At 75.1% G+C, this 14,889-nt stretch carries 14 protein-coding genes; 5 read left to right on the top strand and 9 right to left on the bottom strand.

The genetic code is table 11. From position 1 onward, the window contains the following. Positions 1 to 509, bottom strand: a 509-nt coding sequence (locus tag IE312_RS41640; RefSeq protein ID WP_229900366.1) for an alpha-hydroxy-acid oxidizing protein, incomplete at its 3' end; no start/stop codon positions are given. 344 nt (positions 510 to 853) lie between these two features. Between IE312_RS41640 and IE312_RS23885 the strand changes: the two genes are divergently transcribed. Next, the gene (locus IE312_RS23885) at positions 854 to 1,288 is read left to right on the top strand and encodes a protease inhibitor (RefSeq protein ID WP_189984374.1); all 435 of its coding nucleotides are present in this window, start codon (positions 854 to 856) and stop codon (positions 1,286 to 1,288) included. Between the two features lie 207 nt (positions 1,289 to 1,495). Here the strand turns inward: IE312_RS23885 and IE312_RS23880 are convergent, their stop codons facing one another. The 5 genes from IE312_RS23880 to IE312_RS23860 all read right to left on the bottom strand — a co-directional run bounded on the left by IE312_RS23880 (position 1,496) and on the right by IE312_RS23860 (position 5,684). After that, complete coding sequence (locus tag IE312_RS23880; RefSeq protein WP_370467590.1) at positions 1,496 to 1,738, bottom strand: CDGSH iron-sulfur domain-containing protein; 243 nt, start codon at positions 1,736 to 1,738, stop codon at positions 1,496 to 1,498. Further along, positions 1,719 to 2,360 (bottom strand): HemK2/MTQ2 family protein methyltransferase, encoded by a 642-nt coding sequence (locus IE312_RS23875; RefSeq protein WP_189984486.1) that lies wholly within the window; start codon positions 2,358 to 2,360, stop codon positions 1,719 to 1,721. The genes IE312_RS23880 and IE312_RS23875 overlap by 20 nt, the downstream gene beginning before the upstream one ends. 33 nt (positions 2,361 to 2,393) lie before the next feature. Continuing rightward, positions 2,394 to 3,452, bottom strand: a complete 1,059-nt coding sequence (locus IE312_RS23870; protein ID WP_189984373.1) for an iron-containing redox enzyme family protein — start codon at positions 3,450 to 3,452, stop codon at positions 2,394 to 2,396. 466 nt (positions 3,453 to 3,918) lie between these two features. Beyond that, positions 3,919 to 4,095 (bottom strand): hypothetical protein, encoded by a 177-nt coding sequence (locus IE312_RS23865; protein WP_189984372.1) that lies wholly within the window; start codon positions 4,093 to 4,095, stop codon positions 3,919 to 3,921. 83 nt (positions 4,096 to 4,178) lie between these two features. Beyond that, positions 4,179 to 5,684 carry an MFS transporter gene (locus IE312_RS23860; RefSeq protein ID WP_189984371.1) on the bottom strand — a complete coding sequence of 502 codons (1,506 nt, stop codon included), beginning with the start codon at positions 5,682 to 5,684 and terminating at the stop codon, positions 4,179 to 4,181. Positions 5,685 to 6,007: 323 nt separating this feature from the next. On the opposite strand from IE312_RS23860, the gene IE312_RS23855 reads away from it, so the two are divergent. Genes IE312_RS23855 through IE312_RS23845 form a run of 3 tightly spaced genes read left to right on the top strand, consistent with a single transcriptional unit; the run spans position 6,008 to position 8,559 of the window. Then, positions 6,008 to 6,847, top strand: a complete 840-nt coding sequence (locus tag IE312_RS23855) for an SDR family NAD(P)-dependent oxidoreductase (RefSeq protein ID WP_189984370.1) — start codon at positions 6,008 to 6,010, stop codon at positions 6,845 to 6,847. Between the two features lie 5 nt (positions 6,848 to 6,852). Beyond that, on the top strand, positions 6,853 to 7,776 hold the full coding sequence (locus IE312_RS23850; protein WP_189984369.1) for a DMT family transporter: 924 nt from the start codon (positions 6,853 to 6,855) through the stop codon (positions 7,774 to 7,776). A 6-nt stretch (positions 7,777 to 7,782) separates the two neighbouring features. Continuing rightward, positions 7,783 to 8,559: a polysaccharide deacetylase family protein gene (locus IE312_RS23845; protein ID WP_189984368.1), complete on the top strand. Its 777-nt coding sequence runs from the start codon at positions 7,783 to 7,785 to the stop codon at positions 8,557 to 8,559. A gap of 188 nt (positions 8,560 to 8,747) precedes the next feature. Here the strand turns inward: IE312_RS23845 and IE312_RS23840 are convergent, their stop codons facing one another. Next, complete coding sequence (locus IE312_RS23840; protein ID WP_229900365.1) at positions 8,748 to 9,854, bottom strand: MGDG synthase family glycosyltransferase; 1,107 nt, start codon at positions 9,852 to 9,854, stop codon at positions 8,748 to 8,750. Between the two features lie 179 nt (positions 9,855 to 10,033). On the opposite strand from IE312_RS23840, the gene IE312_RS23835 reads away from it, so the two are divergent. Beyond that, on the top strand, positions 10,034 to 10,867 hold the full coding sequence (locus tag IE312_RS23835; protein ID WP_370467589.1) for a ribonuclease BN: 834 nt from the start codon (positions 10,034 to 10,036) through the stop codon (positions 10,865 to 10,867). Between the two features lie 10 nt (positions 10,868 to 10,877). Here the strand turns inward: IE312_RS23835 and IE312_RS23830 are convergent, their stop codons facing one another. Together IE312_RS23830 and IE312_RS41635 are read right to left on the bottom strand one after the other, a co-directional pair. Further along, positions 10,878 to 13,694, bottom strand: coding sequence for an NHLP bacteriocin export ABC transporter permease/ATPase subunit (locus IE312_RS23830; protein ID WP_189984367.1), 2,817 nt, complete (start codon positions 13,692 to 13,694; stop codon positions 10,878 to 10,880). Position 13,695: 1 nt separating this feature from the next. Beyond that, a partial coding sequence (locus IE312_RS41635; RefSeq protein WP_229900364.1) for an ATP-binding cassette domain-containing protein occupies positions 13,696 to 14,889 on the bottom strand: 1,194 nt, incomplete at its 5' end.

The following is a 14,889-nucleotide window of genomic DNA, read 5'->3' as shown; positions in this document are numbered from 1 at the left end:
GCCGCCCGCGCCCGGGCGAGGAAACTCCGGGTCACCTCGCGGTCCTTGCCCCAGTAGAGCTGGAACCAGCGCTCGGCGTCCCCCATCGCCTCCGCCACCTGCTCCAGCGGGGTGCTCGACGCCGACGACAGGATGTACGGCACGCCCTGCGCGGCGGCGGCCCGGGCGGCGGCGGTCTCGGCGTCCGGGTGCATGATCGACAGCACGCCTACGGGCGCCAGGGCGAGCGGCGCCGGCAGCCGCCGTCCGAGCAGCTCGGTCCTCAGGTCGCGCTCCCGTACGTCGCGCAGCACGCGCGGCACGATCCGGCGCCGGTCCAGCGCCTCCCGGTTGGCGCGGGCGGTGCCGCCGTCGCCGGCGCCGCCCGCCACGTAGCCCACGGGGCCCGGCCCGAGCCGGTGCTCGGCCAGCTCCTCCAGCCGGGCCAGGTCGGTGGGGAGCCGGGGCACCGCCCCGGTCGTCCCGTTCAGATAGATCTCGTACTGGAAGTCCGCCCAGTGCCGTGCCATCCGTCAACTCCCGCCCCTCGCCGACCGCGGGCCCCCGACGATACGTGATCGCCGGATGAACACAAGGAGTCATGAAGGGACTTTAGGCGGGCGCAGCCGGAATGTTTCAGGACGATTAACGAACCGCTGATTTTCGGCCACCTGGCCGCCGAGGCGACGGGGGAACCGCTTCGTTCCGGGGTCACAGCGTTCGAATTCCGTGACTTCACGCCACTGCTTCAACACGAAAGGTTACTGAAACCCATGGGTTCGATGTGAGTTTCGCCGGTGGAGTCGGCAGAGTGTCGCTCGCCGCTCCGGACCGGAGCCGGCACCTCGTCTGTTCGAGCGGAAGGATGCACACAATGCGGAACACCGCGCGCTGGGCAGCGGCCCTCGGCCTCACGGCCGCCGCCGTCTGCGGACCCCTGACCGGGGCCGCCGTCGCTGCACCGGGCGCCGCCCCGTCGTCGCTCTACGCCCCCTCGGCGCTGGTGCTCACCACCGGCCACGGCAGCGACGCGGCCACGGCCACACCGGAGCGCGCCGTCACCCTGAGCTGCGCCCCCGCGGCCTCGGGCACCCACCCGGCCGCCGCCCAGGCCTGCGCCGAGCTGCGCGGCGCCGGCGGCGACTTCGACGCCCTGAAGCCGGCCGACGGCGTGATGTGCACCAAGGTGTACGACCCGGTCGTCGTCACCGTCCAGGGTGTCTGGCAGGGCAAGCGCGTCGCCTACGAGCGCACCTTCGGCAACGCGTGCATGAAGCAAGTCCTCGGCGGCAGCGTCTTCGAGTTCTAGACCCGGGATCGCAGGAGTCCCCGTGGACACCGGATCAGGCTCGCAACTGGGGAGTGCGGCCCCTGGAGCGGGGAACCTGCGATCTCGCGCCGGGACCGGCGGGCGGAGTGGGGCCGCCCGCGGACCCGGGCACACAGCCGCTCCCCGGGCGGTCCGTGGGGGACCGTCCCGGGGAGCGGCGAAAAACAATCTGTTTCAACGGGGTGCTCAGGCCTTGCGCCGGTGACTCGTGTCGCACCAGGGGTAACGGCGACTGCGCCGGCAGGTACACAGAGCGACACGGAACCGGTCCGAGCGGACCGTGCTCCCGTCCTCGAGTTCGATCTCCACGGGCCCTTCCACCAGGAGGGGCCCGCGGCGTTGCATGCTGATCCGGCGGGCACGGCCGGCGGCGTCCTGCGCCGGGCCGGCGGAGTCGTCCGCCGCGGCGTCACACGGGTCGTTCGGCACGGATGACCACCAGTTCCTCCCTGTCCTCGGCCGGCGCGAGCAGCCCGCGCCGGCGCAGCCAGTCCTCCCGGGAGCGCAGCACGGGCCCGAACGGCACCCAGCGGCGCCGCACCACCGCGGCCTTCAGCCCGGCGTCCCGCAGCAGTTCCAGGGTGCGGTCCGGACCGCTCAGCGCCGAGTGCACCATCAGCAGCGTGCCGCCGGGGCCCAGCAGCGCCGGCGCGTCCCGGCAGATGCGGTCCAGCACCAGCCGGCCGTCGTGCCCCGCGTCCCAGGCGATGGCCCGGCCGCGCGGGGCGCGCCCGGTGTCGGGCGCCGGCACGTAGGGCGGGTTGGCCAGGATGAGGTCGTACGTGCCCCCTCGCACCGGCGCGAACAGGTTGCCCCGCCGGATGCGTACCGGCAGCCGGGACAGCCACGCGTTCAGGCGGACCGTCCACACCGCCCGCCGGGACACGTCCACCGCGGTCACCTCGGCGCCCCGCCGGGCCGCCGCCAGGGCCAGGGCACCGCTGCCCGTGCCCACGTCCAGCACCCTTGTGCCGGGCGGCGGGGCCGCCTCGTCGAGCGCCTCGGCCAGCAGCTCCGTGTCGTCCTGCGGGGCGTACACACCCGGAAGCATCACAGCGATCACCCCGTCCGAATACCCGGAGACTCAGGATGTATGGGACATCTGCCGGTGTCGGTGTGTCTCCGGTGCCTCCGGGGACGGCTGCTCCGGGGCCGCCAGGGGTGTCCTCAGGGCGGACCGCCCCGCGCCCCAGCGGTCGAGCAGTCGCCGGCCCAGCCGCTCCTCCAGGTACTCGGTCGCGTCGATGCCGAAGACGATGTCCGGAGCCAGCTCGGGCTCCTCCTCGAGCAGTCCGCCGATCACCTCGTGCCGCACGACTTGCTCGTGCACCGCGTCCGCCGTCACGTGCTCGTCGTAGAAGAACTCCGCGGCCGGACCGGCGCCGGTGCGGCGCATCGCCTCGGCCAGCCGGCGGGAACCGGGCGAGGAGGTGATCTCCACCTCGGCGAAGTGGCCCACCAGTGCGCCGCGCAGCTCGCGGTGCAGGCCGAACAGGGACATCAGGTTCACCACGGCGAGCATCTCCGCCGGGGCCGCGTCCAGGTACCGGCCGTACACCGTGTCCAGGTCCAGGTCCCGCATCAGGTCGGCGAACAGGCGCGCGTGCATCCGTTCGGCCCGGCCGCCGCCGAACTCGTCGTACTCCACCGCGGCCATCGCCGCCTTGGCCCGGCCCCACAGCCGCGGCAGCACCCAGGCGTGCGGGTCGGCCTCCTTCAGGTGGTACAGCGAGCGCACCGCCGCGTACTCCCGCAGGTGCCACAGCTCGCCCTCGGCGCTCAGGAAGTGGGAGACGCCCGTGCCCTCGACCGGTTCCACCAGGAGGGCGGCGAGCGCCTGGTCCAGGCTGTCGTGCACCGGGGTGTCGGCACGCAGCGCGGACCCGAAGCGCTGCTCCAGCGCGGCCCGGACACCCAGCAGCTCCGGGTCCCACTCGGCCTCCGGCGGGACCCCGGCGAAGCCGCGGTAGTGCAGCTCGTAGCAGAGGTACAGGGCGAGCTGGAGGTCGTCGCCGTAGGGGTCGGCGGCCGCGGCGTCCGCGGGGCGGGGGAGCGGGCCCGTGCCGCGCAGGTACGACGTGACCGCCGCGGAGAGCGGGCCGCGGGACGGGGGCAGCAGGGGGCCTCGCAGATGGTCGTTCATGCGCCCCGGGTACCCGGCCCAGCCGAAAGCACGGGTGGCAGAGGTCCGCCGGTGACGGGGGAGAGGGGGCGGGGGAGGTGAGGGGGCGACGAGGACGAGGGCCGCGACGGGGACGGGCAGCGGCGGGGCACCCCTCCGGCTCGGTACAGGGCCGCCGAGCGGGGGTGCGGTAACGACGACGCGGGTGGTGTCCGCCGGCGGGGTCCGGGCGTCCTCCGGTCCGGTGCCCGGTTCCCCGGGGGGGCGCGTCGCTCGGCTCAGTCGCCGTTCGCCGGCTACGGGCCCGTCGAGCGGGGCGCGGCGACGGCGACGGGAGTGGTGTCCGCCGGCGGGCAGGGGGGCCTCCCGGCCCGGTACCCGGTCCGTCCCACGGGTGCGGCGAGGCCGCGGAGCGGTGCCCGCCGGCGGGGCCGGGCGCCACTCCGGTCCGGTGACCGGTTCGTCCGGCGGGCGCGCGTCGCTCGGCTCAGTCGCCGTTCGCCTGCTCCTGCGCCCCGGTGTTCGGGGTGATGGCGTCCCCGGCCTCGCCCGAGGCGGTCCCGTCGTCGTCGCGCTTCTCGGCCTCCTCGACCTCCCGGAGCACCTCCTCCAGGGCCGTCTCCGGCCGGTCCTCATGGTCGTTGCGGTCGTTGCCGCCAGGCATGACGTCTCCTTCCGTCGGCGCGGTGATCTCCCCTGCGGGTTACCCGGAGGGGAGATCCCAAGCGTGCCCCGGACGGGCGGTCGTCACATGTGGACGACGGGTGCGGCGCCCGCGTCCTGCCGCGGCACCCCGCGCCGGTAGAGGAGGAACGCGATCACCGCGCCCGCCCCGAAGAGGACCGCCGACCACCCGAAGGCGGTGGTGTAGCTCTCGATCGTGGCCCGGGCCCGTACCAGCTCGCTGCCGGCGTCCCGGCCGGACAGGTAGTCGGTGGCGGCACCGGCCGCGAGGGTGTTCAGCAGGGCCGTGCCGATCGAGCCGCCGACCTGCTGCATGGCGTTGACCGTCGCGGAGGCCACGCCCGCGTCCTCCGCCGCGACCCCGCCGGTGGCCAGCTGCATGGCAGGCGGCATGACCAGGCCCAGCCCGACGCCGATCACGATGAGCTGCGGCAGCACCGCGCCGAGGTAGTGGGAGCCCGGGCCGATGCCGGTCAGCCAGGCCATGCCGGCCGTGGCGATCCCGAAGCCCAGCGGGATGACGGCCTTCGGACCGATCCGCGGGAGCAGCATCGTGGTGCCGGCCTGCGCGGTCACCATCAGGGCGCCGACCATCGGCAGGAAGGCCACACCGGTCTTCGTGGGGGTGAAGCCCAGGTTCAGCTGGAGGTAGTAGGTCAGGAAGAGGAACACGCCGAACATGCCGGCGCCGGTGATCAGCACCGCGAGGAAGGAGGCCGCGCGGTCCCGGTCGAGCAGGATGCGCAGCGGCAGCAGGGGGTGCGCGGCCCTGGTCTGCCACCAGGCGAAGGCCGCCAGCAGCAGGCCGCCCGCGATCAGGAAGCCCCAGGTCAGCGGCGAGTCCCAGTCGTGCGTCTCGGCGTTGGAAAAGCCGTAGACCAGGCCGAACAGGCCGGCGGCGACCAGGACCGTGCCCGGCACGTCGAGCCTGGCGTCCGCCGCGTCGCGGTGGCTGCCCAGCAGCAGCCAGCCGCCCGCGAAGGCGACGACCGCGATGGCCACGTTCACGTACAGCGTCCAGCGCCAGTCCAGGGCGTCGGTGAGCACACCGCCGAGCAGCAGCCCGACCGCGCCGCCGGCGCCGGCGATCGCGCCGTACACGCTGAACGCGCGCGCCCGCTCCCGGGCGTCGGTGAAGGTGGTGTTCAGCAGGGACAGCGCGGCGGGTGCGAGGAGCGCGCCGAAGGCGCCCTGCAGGGCGCGGGCGACGACCAGCAGGGTGAAGCCGTTGGCGGCGCCCCCGAGCGCGGAGGCCGCGGCGAAGCCGACGACGCCGACGAGGAACGCGGGCTTGCGGCCGAACAGGTCGGCGATCCGGCCGCCGAGCAGCAGCAGGGAGGCGAAGGCCAGCGCGTAGGCGGTGACGACCCACTGCCGGTTGCCGTCGGAGAAGCCGAGGTCGGTCTGGGCGGACGGCAGGGCGATGTTCACGATGGTGGCGTCGAGGACCACCATCAGCTGGGCTATGGCGACGACCGCGAGGATCCACCACCGCTTGGGCGGGGCCTCGGCGCGCTCGGTGGCCCCCGCTCCGGCGCGGGAGCTGTCGGCCAGGGTCTTGTCGGGCATGCGGAACCACTCCGGGAAAGTCGTTCGGGACGGGTGCGGGCGGACGGACGGCGGGGCGGGTGCCGACGGCAGGCGGGAACGGCCGGCAGGCGGGAACGGCCGGCAGCGGGAGCCGCCGGGCCCAGCGTCTAAACGAAACCGTTTCGTACAGCAGGACTGTAGGTCACTTCGAGCGAAACGGCAACGTTTCCTTACGGCGGGCAGGTGCACGACCGGCGCTTCGCCGTGCGCGGTGTTTCAGTGTGTGGCGCCCTGGATACACCGCGAAGGTTCGACCCCGGAGCCCGCGAACTCGTGCACGCTGTCGCAGTGAGGTCGTCGCCATGTCCCACGCCCCGTCCCCCGCAGGACCGTCGAACGCCGCCCGGCCGGTCCCGGCCTCCGCCGCGCAGGCGGCCGTCGGCCCGCGTCCCGCCCGGGGCGGCACCGCCCTGGTGACGGGCGCCTCCTCCGGCATCGGCGCCGCCGTCGCCCGCCGGCTGGCCGCCGAGGGGAGCTGGCGGCTGGCGCTGAACGGACGCGACGTCACCCGGCTGGAGCAGGTGGCCGCCCAGTCCGCCGCGATCGCCCTGCCCGCGGACCTGACCCGGCCCGGTGCCGGTCGCCGGCTCACCGGGCTCGCCCTCGACCACCTGGGCCGGCTGGACCTGCTCGTGGCGGGAGCCGGCGTCGGCTGGGCCGGGGAGTTCGCCGGCATGCCCGCCACCCGCATCGACGAGGTCGTGGGGGTCGACCTGCTCGCCACCGTGCACCTGGTACGGACCGTGCTGCCGCACATGGTGGCCGCCGGAAACGGACGGATCGTGCTGGTCGGATCCCTCGCCGGCAGCGTCGGCGTACGCGGGGAGGCCGTCTACTCCGCGGCCAAGGCCGCCCTGGCCACGTTCGCCGACTGCCTGCGCTACGAACTGCGCGGCACCGGAGTGGGCGTCAGCCATGTCGTCCCCGGCGTGGTCGACACGCCGTTCTTCGACCGGCGCGGCACCCCCTACGCACGCTCCTGGCCGCGGCCCGTACCCGTCGAGCGCGTGGCGGACGCGGTCTGTGCCGCCGTCCTGCACGGCCGGGACGAGGTGTACGTCCCCGGGTGGCTGCGGCTGCCCGCCCGGGTGCGCGGCGCCGCGCCCGGCCTCTACCGGCGGCTCGCCGCCCGCTTCGGGTGACCGCCATGACCGCCCTCACGGTGCTCCTCGCCCTCCTCGCCGCCCTCTCCAACGCCTCCGCCTCGGTGCTCCAGCGCCGCGCCGCCGTGCAGGAACCGGAGCACGGGGAAGGGTCCGGGTCCGTCGTGCGCCGGTTCACCCGTCTGCTGCGGCGCCCCTACTGGCTGGCCGGCACCGGGCTGCTGGTGCTGTCCGGCCTGCTGCAGGCCGGGGCGCTGGCCGTGGGCAGCCTCTCGCTGGTCCAGCCGCTGCTCGCCGCCGAACTGCTGTTCACGCTCGCCGTGGGCAGCGTGGTCTTCCGGCGCCGCCCGGACAGCAGGACCTGGCTGGCGTTCGTCGCCCTCGCCGGCGGGCTGGCCCTGTTCCTCCTCGCGGCCGCGCCGACCGCGGGCCGGCCCACCGCGCGGCCGGCGGACTGGCTGCTGGGCGGCGGCGGGGTGCTGGGCGCGGTGGTGCTGCTCGTGGTGGCCGCGCGCCCGGTGCGGGGCGGAGCCCGGGCCGCGCTGCTCGGGCTCGCCTCCGCCGTGTCCTTCGCCGCCACCGCCGCGCTGCTCAAGGAGGCCATGGGCCGGCTGGAGGAGGGGCCCGCCGCGATGTTCGGACACTGGTCGCTGTACGCCACGGGGGTCGCCGGGCTCGTCGCCTTCCTGCTGCTGCAGGGCGCCCTCGGCGCCGGCTCGCTCACCGCGTCCCAGCCGGCCCTCACCCTCGGCGACGCCCTCACCAGCGTCGTGCTCGGCTGGGTGCTGTTCGCCGAGTCCATCCACCTGGGTCTGAGCCTGCTGCCGGAGGCGGTCGGCGTCGCGCTGATCGGCGCCGGCAGCATCGGCCTGGCCCACGCCGCGTCCGTCGGCGGGGAGTGGGACGCCACGGACCCCGAGGCGTCCTCCGGATCCACCGCCGCTCTGCCACGAACCCCGAGGAGGTAGTCACCGATGTCCCTCGTGCCCGGCCGCGCCTGGCGTACGGCCGCCGTCCTGCTGCCGGCCGGTGCCGCGGCCGCCCACATCGGTCCGGCGGCCACCTGGCTGCCGGGCGTACGGCTGCTGTTCTTCCCCGGGCTCGCCGGCAGCGGTCCCCGCCGGCACATCGCGCTCACCTTCGACGACGGTCCGGACCCGGTGTCGACCCCGCACTTCCTCGACACCCTGGACGGGCTCGGGGTGCGGGCCACGTTCTTCGTGGTCGGCGAGCACGCGGTCCGCCATCCCGAGCTGGTCCGGGAGACGGTACGGCGCGGGCACGAACTCGGGGTGCACGGCTGGACCCACGACCGGCCCTGGCGGCCCGCGTTCGCGCGCGACGCCGCGGGGATCGCCCGGACCGTCAGCGCGGTGCACGACCTCACCGGGCGGCGTCCGCGCTGGTACCGCCCGCCGTACGGCATCCTCACCGCGAGCCGCTGGCGGGCCGCCCGGCGGGCCGGGCTGCGCACGGTGCTGTGGTCGGCGTGGGGCAGGGACTGGACGGCCGACGCCACGCCGGCGTCCGTCCGGGCCCGGATCGCCGCCGACCTGCGCGGCGGCGGCACCGTCCTGCTCCACGACTCCGACCACCACGCGGCCCCCGGCTGCTGGCGGGCGACCCTGGCCGCCCTGCCGGCCGTCGTCCAGGACTGCCGGGAGGCGGGTCTCACGGTCGGCCCTCTCCGCGACCACGCACCGGCCGGCACCGGGCCCCGGGGGCGCTACCCGCGCCGGCCCGCTCCGTGACCACGGCCGGCGGCGCCTCGCGCCTCGCGCCGCCCCACCGCCGGGCCCGCCGGTGGCCCACCGGGCGCCGGCCGGCCACCCCACGACCGGCCGCGCCCCGGATCCGTTCCCTCGTCCGTCGGCCGTGGCCACCGTGCGGGGCGGCCGGATGCGCCGGCCGTCGGGTGCGGGGCGGGTCACCGGACCGTTCACAGGTCCGTCACGCCGTCCAGGGCGTCGCCCCGGAACAGCGCGTGACCGCGGGCCACCCGGGCCGTGCGGACGGCGGGGTCCCGCAGGCGGTCCAGGGCCGCCAGCAGGCCGGGGCCCGTCGGGGCCGGTTCGGACAGGCCCAGGCCGGCCATGCGGCGCACGCCCTCCGCCCCGTGGCCGGGCAGCGGGCGGTGAGCGATCACGGGCAGGCCCGCGGCGAGGGCCTGGACCGCGGTCTGGCCGGCGGCGTTGTCCACCAGGGCGTGGCCGGCGGCCAGCAGCCCGGGCATGTCGTCGACCCAGCCCAGGGCGAGCGCCGCCGGTTCCCGGGAGAGACGGGCGAGGAGCCGCTCGTCCCGGCCGCACAGCACCACCGGCAGGTAACCGCCCGCCGCCAGCAGACGGGCGGTGGCGGCCGGACGGGACGCCGCCCCCCAGGCACCGGCGGACAGCAGGACCGGGGGCCGGCCGGGCGCCCGCCGGGCGAACCGCTCCCGCCACCGGTTCGCTCCCGGGGCCGGCGCGCGGAAGGCGGGTGCGACCACCGGGCCGGTCGTGACCACGGGCACGGCGAGGTGGCGGCGCACCTGAGCCGCCGCCCCGTCCGTGAGGCACAGGTACCGGTCGTTGCCCGGGTGCAGCCACTGCCGGTGCACGGCGAAGTCGAGCAGGAAGACGGCGCTCGGCACCCGCAGCCCGCCCCGGGCCCGCAGATGTCCGGTCAGCTGGGCCGCCAGATGGAACACGGAGACCACCACGTCGGTGTCCAGCCGTTCCACCAGTTCCGTGAGCCGCTCCCCGGCGAGCCGGGCCAGCGGCACCCCGCTGGGCCGCCGCCCGGGTCCGCCGCGCAGGAACGCGCCGTAGACGCCGGCGTACAGCCAGGGCAGGTGGCGTACCGCCGTCCGGTAGCCGCTGCGCAGCCCGGTGCCCAGGCCGTGGGGGAGGAGCCGCAGCACGTCGGCCACCCGGGCCTCGTGGCCCCGGGCCGCGGCGCGGCGGGCGAGTTCGGCGGCCACGGTGTCGTGACCGGCTCCCATGCTCGCGCTCAGGATCAGCATGCGCCGCCGGCCGTCCGGCGCGCGGTGGTCTGTGGTGGGCACGGAGCCCGATTCTGCGCCGGTGGGGGACGCGAGCGGGGGACCCGCCCCGACGTGTCGCCGCACCGCCCACCCACCCGTACGCCCCGACACCCCGCCCCTCCGCCGCGTGTCGCCCGGTGTGCGCCGGTCCGGACGTGCCGGCGCGGGAGAGCGCGGGGGCGGTGGGTACGGGAGGAGCTGTGAGGCGGCTGCGGCGCGGCCTGCGCCGCGCGTGGGAGTGGCTGCGTCTGCGGGCGCTGTTCGAGCGCGGCCGTGAGCTGGAGCTGATGCACCGGGCGATGGGGTTCGCCACCCTCGCGCTGGTGACGCTGGCACCGCTGCTGATCGTGGTCGCCGCGGCCGACCCGCTGGTGCGCGGTGGCTTCGCCTCCTGGCTCACCGACGGGATGGGGCTGTCCGGCCGGTCCGCCCACGTCGTCACCGATGTCGTCAGCCCCCCGCGCAAGGTCATCGGCACCACCAGCGTCTGGAGCGGCATCCTGCTCGCCGTGTTCGGCGTGTCGTTCGGCGGCAGCGTGCAGAACGCCTACGAGCGGATCTGGGGCCTGGCCGCCGGGCCCTGGCACCGGGTGTGGCGGCAGGCGACCTGGCTGATCGTGCTGACGGCGTACCTCTACCAGGAGGTGGCGACCAAGTCGACGCTGCACGGGGCGCAACGGATCGCGCTGTCCACGCTCAGCGGGATCCTGTTCTTCTGGTGGGGACAGCGCTTCCTGCTCGGCGGCCAGGTGCACTGGCGCTCGCTGCTGCCCGGCGCGCTGGCCACCATCGTAGGGCTGGCCGGCCTGCGCGCCTTCTCCTACCTGGTGTTCACCCCGCTCATCGTCACCAACGCCCTGAGCTACGGCGCCGTCGGCACCGTCCTCGTCGTCGAGTCCTGGCTCATCGGCGTGGGGTTCGTCATCTACGGCGGCGCCATCTTCGGCCGCTGGTTCACCGAACACCACTGGATGCCGTCCCACCACCCGTCCGGGCCGGCCGGCCGGGACGGCGAGGGGGAGCGGCCCGCCTAGGCGGTGTCTGCTAGGCCAGCTGGCGGCGCACCAGTTCGTGCAGCCGGCCGCCGGTGTCCGCGAGGAGTTCGGCCGGCGTGCCCTGCTGGACGACCTTGCCGTCCTCCATCACCACGACCCGGTCGGCGTCCAGGACGGTCGACAGGCGGTGGGCGATGACGATCCGGGTGGCGTTCAGCTTGCGGGTGCTGTCGATGACGACACGCTGGGTGTCGTTGTCCAGGGCGCTGGTCGCCTCGTCGAAGAAGAGGATGCGCGGCCGGCGGATGAGGGCCTGGGCGATCATCAGGCGCTGCCGCTGTCCGCCGGAGACCGCTCCGTTCCCCGCCACGATGGTGTGCAGCCCCATCGGCATCCGCTTGATGTCCTCCGCGAGCCCCGCCAGCTCGGCCGCCGCCATCGCCTCCTCCGGCGTGTACGGTTCGGCACCGCAGATGACGTCCATGATCGAACCGGTGAACGGCTGTGCGTGCTGCAGCACCACCCCGCACTGGCGGCGCACCGCCGACTGGTCCAGCGCCGCGAGGTCCTGGCCGTCGTACAGGACGCTCCCGGAGACCGGCCGGTCGAAGCCGATGAGCAGCCGCAGCAGCGTGGACTTGCCGCAGCCGCTGGGGCCGACGATCGCCACGAACTCGCCCGGCCGCGCGGCGAAGGACACGTCGTCCAGCACCAGCGGACCGTCGTCGGCGTACCGGAAGGAGAGCCGGCGGGCCTCGACCGCACCGGACAGCGGGCCGGGCCGGGTGCTCGCGGAGCGCACCTCGGGCGTGGCCTCCAGCACGGGCCTGATCTCCTCGAACAGCGGCAGCGCCGCCACCGCGGAGACGAACGCGCCGGTCAGCTGGGTGACCGAGGTCAGCACCATGGTCACCGACGTGTTGAAGGCGAGGAAGTCCGCCGCCGACATCGCCCCCTCGGCCGGGCCCGCGAGCAGCATGAACATCAGCAGGGTGCACACCGGCAGGTAGACCGCGCCGAGGACCGTGGTGAGGTTCTTGATCCGGCCGACCCGCTGCTGGAGCTCCCGGCTGCGCGCGAACTCCCGCGCCCAGGCCGCGTACGCGTAGTTCTCGGCCGCGGCCACCCGCAGCTTGGGCAGCCCGCGCAGGGTCTGGAACGCCTGGTTGTTCAGCTTGTTGCCGAGCGTCACCAGCCGCCGCTGCCAGCGCACCTGCCACAGCCCGAGCCCGGTGAACACCGCCCCGATGACGACGAGCATCGCGATCGCGGCCGCCGCCAGCGCCGGGCTGTACCAGAACAGCAGGGCCAGGTTCATCCCGCCGACGGTCACCGACTGGGCGACGACCGGGCCGACGCCCGCCAGCAGCCGGCGGATCGCGCTGACGCCCATGGCCGCACTGGCCAGTTCACCGGTGGAGCGCTGGGTGAAGAAGCGGGTGGGCAGCCGCAGCAGCCGGTCCCACACGGCCGGCTGGAGCGCCGCCTCGATACGGCCCTCCAGGCGGAGGATGGACAGGTTCTCCAGCAGCGTGAACGCCGCCGCGACCACCCCGCTCACCATCACCGCCAGGCACACCTGGACGATCAGGCCCTCCTGGGCGCGCGGCACGTACTCGCCGAGCACCTTGCCCGTGGCGATCGGCACCAGCGCGCCGACCGCCACGGTCACCAGCCCGGCCAGCAGCAGGTTCAGCAGGTCGGCGCGGGTGCCGCGGAGGCTGAACCGGAGCAGTCCGAGCGGCCCGAGGCGCTTGTCGGGCAGCGGCCGGTAGAACATCACCGCGCGCGGCTCGAACTCCTGCGCGTTCGCCTTCTCCACGGGCGTCTCACGGCCCGTCCCGGGGTGTACGGCGACGTACCCGCCGCGCCGCCACAGCAGCGCGACCGGCGCCCCGGACAGGGCCCGCCGGCCGACCAGCGGGCCCACGTCCTCGCGCCACCAGCGCCCGTCCAGGCGGACGGCCCGGGTACGCACCCGGGAGGCCAGCGCGACCCGTTCGACCGGGTCCAGCCGGTCGCTCTCGGCGCCGCTCTGCGCGGGCTCGGCGAGCCGGATGCCGGCCGCCTGCGCGACCAGCTTGCAGGCCGCGTGGGTGGCGTCGGCGTCGGCCGGCGTGGTGCGGCGCGCGGAGCGCTTCCCGATGGAGGCCAGCAGCGTCCGGTCGGCCTGGGCGCGCACGGCCTCACCGGCCTTGATGCCTTCGGCGGTGCGGCTCTCGTGACTGCGTTCCAGCTGCTCGATCCACCGGTCCAGCGCGGTCAGCAGCCGGTACTGCTGGTCCACCAGGCTCTGCCACAGCGCGGGGTCCATCAGCAGGTCGGCGGCGGCCTCCGCGCCGTACAGCGAGCCGTACTGCACGCTGCCCGGCGGCACCTGCATCCAGAAGACCTCGTCGTCGGCCGGGGCCGTCGCCCGCTCCTCGGCCAGCGGTGCCTGGAAGAGGACGGACAGGCCGCGGCCGACGCCGAGGGCGAGCGCGTGCTCCAGCGGGCTCGACGCCGGCGGCACGTACTGCGGGTTGCCGTACGCGTCGTACGACCAGGTCTGGGTCTGCGCCGGCTGGTACAGCTCGCGCAGAGCTACGCGGTGCACCACGCAGTCGCGCACCGGGCGGGCCACCAGGGTGTGCTGGGGCCCGGCGACCGGACCGAGCAGCAGGGTGCCCGCCTCCAGCCGGCCGAGGTGGTGCCAGTGCCCCTGCTGGGCGGCGTCCACCGCGTACAGGTCCAGGGCGCCGGCCGCGACCAGCCACAGCACCTGCGGGCCCTCCAGGTCCAGACGGCCCAGGCCGGCGCAGTCGAACCGCGTGCCGAGGGAGCCGAGCGCGCCCAGGACGAGGTCCCCTTCGTGTACGGAGGTCATCTCACCGCTCCCTGACCAGCGCCGCGTACGCGCCGCCGCGTGCCACCAGCTCCTCGTGCCGCCCGCGTTCGACGACCGTGCCGTGCTGGAGGACGACGATCTCGTCGCTGTCGCGGACCGTGCTCAGCCGGTGCGCGATCACCACGCAGGCACAGCCGCGCCGTCGCAGGTTGTCCATCACGACCTGCTCGGTCTCCGCGTCCAGCGCGCTGGTCACCTCGTCCAGCACCAGGATGCTCGGCCGGCGCACCAGCGCCCGCGCGATCTCCAGGCGCTGGCGCTGACCGCCGGAGAAGTTGCGGCCGTCCTGCTCGACCCGGCTGTGGATGCCGCCGGGCCGGCGCGTCACCACGTCGTACAGCGCCGCGTCCTTCAGCGCCTCGACCACGGCCTCGTCGGGGATCGACGGGTCCCACAGGGCCACGTTGTCGCGGACCGAGCCCTCGAAGAGGAAGACGTCCTGGTCGACGAAGGAGACGGAGGCGGCGAGCGCGCCGCGCGGGATGTCCTCCAGCCGGCGGCCGTCGATGCGGATCACCCCGTCCCACGGCGTGTACAGGCCCGAGATCAGCCGGGACACCGTGGACTTGCCGCTGCCCGAGCCGCCCACCAGCGCCACCTGCTGCCCCGGGCCGACGGTCAGGTCGAAGCCGGTGAGCAGCGGCTGGTCCAGCGGGCTGTAGCCGAAGGTGACGTTCTCCAGCTCGACGTGCCCGTGCAGTCGCCGGGTGGACTCGCCGCCGCCGGGACGGGCGTACAGCGGGTCGGCCTGGAAGTTCTCCACGTCCTTCAGCCGGGCCACGTCGGCCGCGAAGTCCTGGATGCGGCCCGCCACGCCGTTGAGCCGGGTCAGCGGCGCGGTGAAGCGGGTGACCAGCGCCTGGAACGCCACCAGCAGACCGACCGAGATGTGTCCCTCGACGGCGCGGATCCCGCCGATCCACAGGATGAGCGCGCTGTTGAAGGTGGCGAGCGTCGGCGCGACCACGCCGAGCCAGGCGCTCGGCACGCCGAGCCGCTGCTGCTCCTCCAGCGTGGTGGCGTGCTGTCCGGCCCACTTGCGGAAGTAGCCGTCCTCGCCGCCGGTCGCCTTCAGCGTCTCGATCAGCTGCAGACCGGTGTACGAGGTGTTGGTCAGCCGTGCGGTGTCCGCGCGCAGCTTCGCCGTCCGGGTCGCGCGCAGCCGTACGACGAG

It is taken from the genome of Streptomyces capoamus (genome assembly GCF_014654935.1).
Classification (GTDB): domain Bacteria; phylum Actinomycetota; class Actinomycetes; order Streptomycetales; family Streptomycetaceae; genus Streptomyces; species Streptomyces capoamus.
Note: the sequence above shows the minus strand (reverse complement) of the source record. Positions and strands in the feature narration are given on the sequence as shown.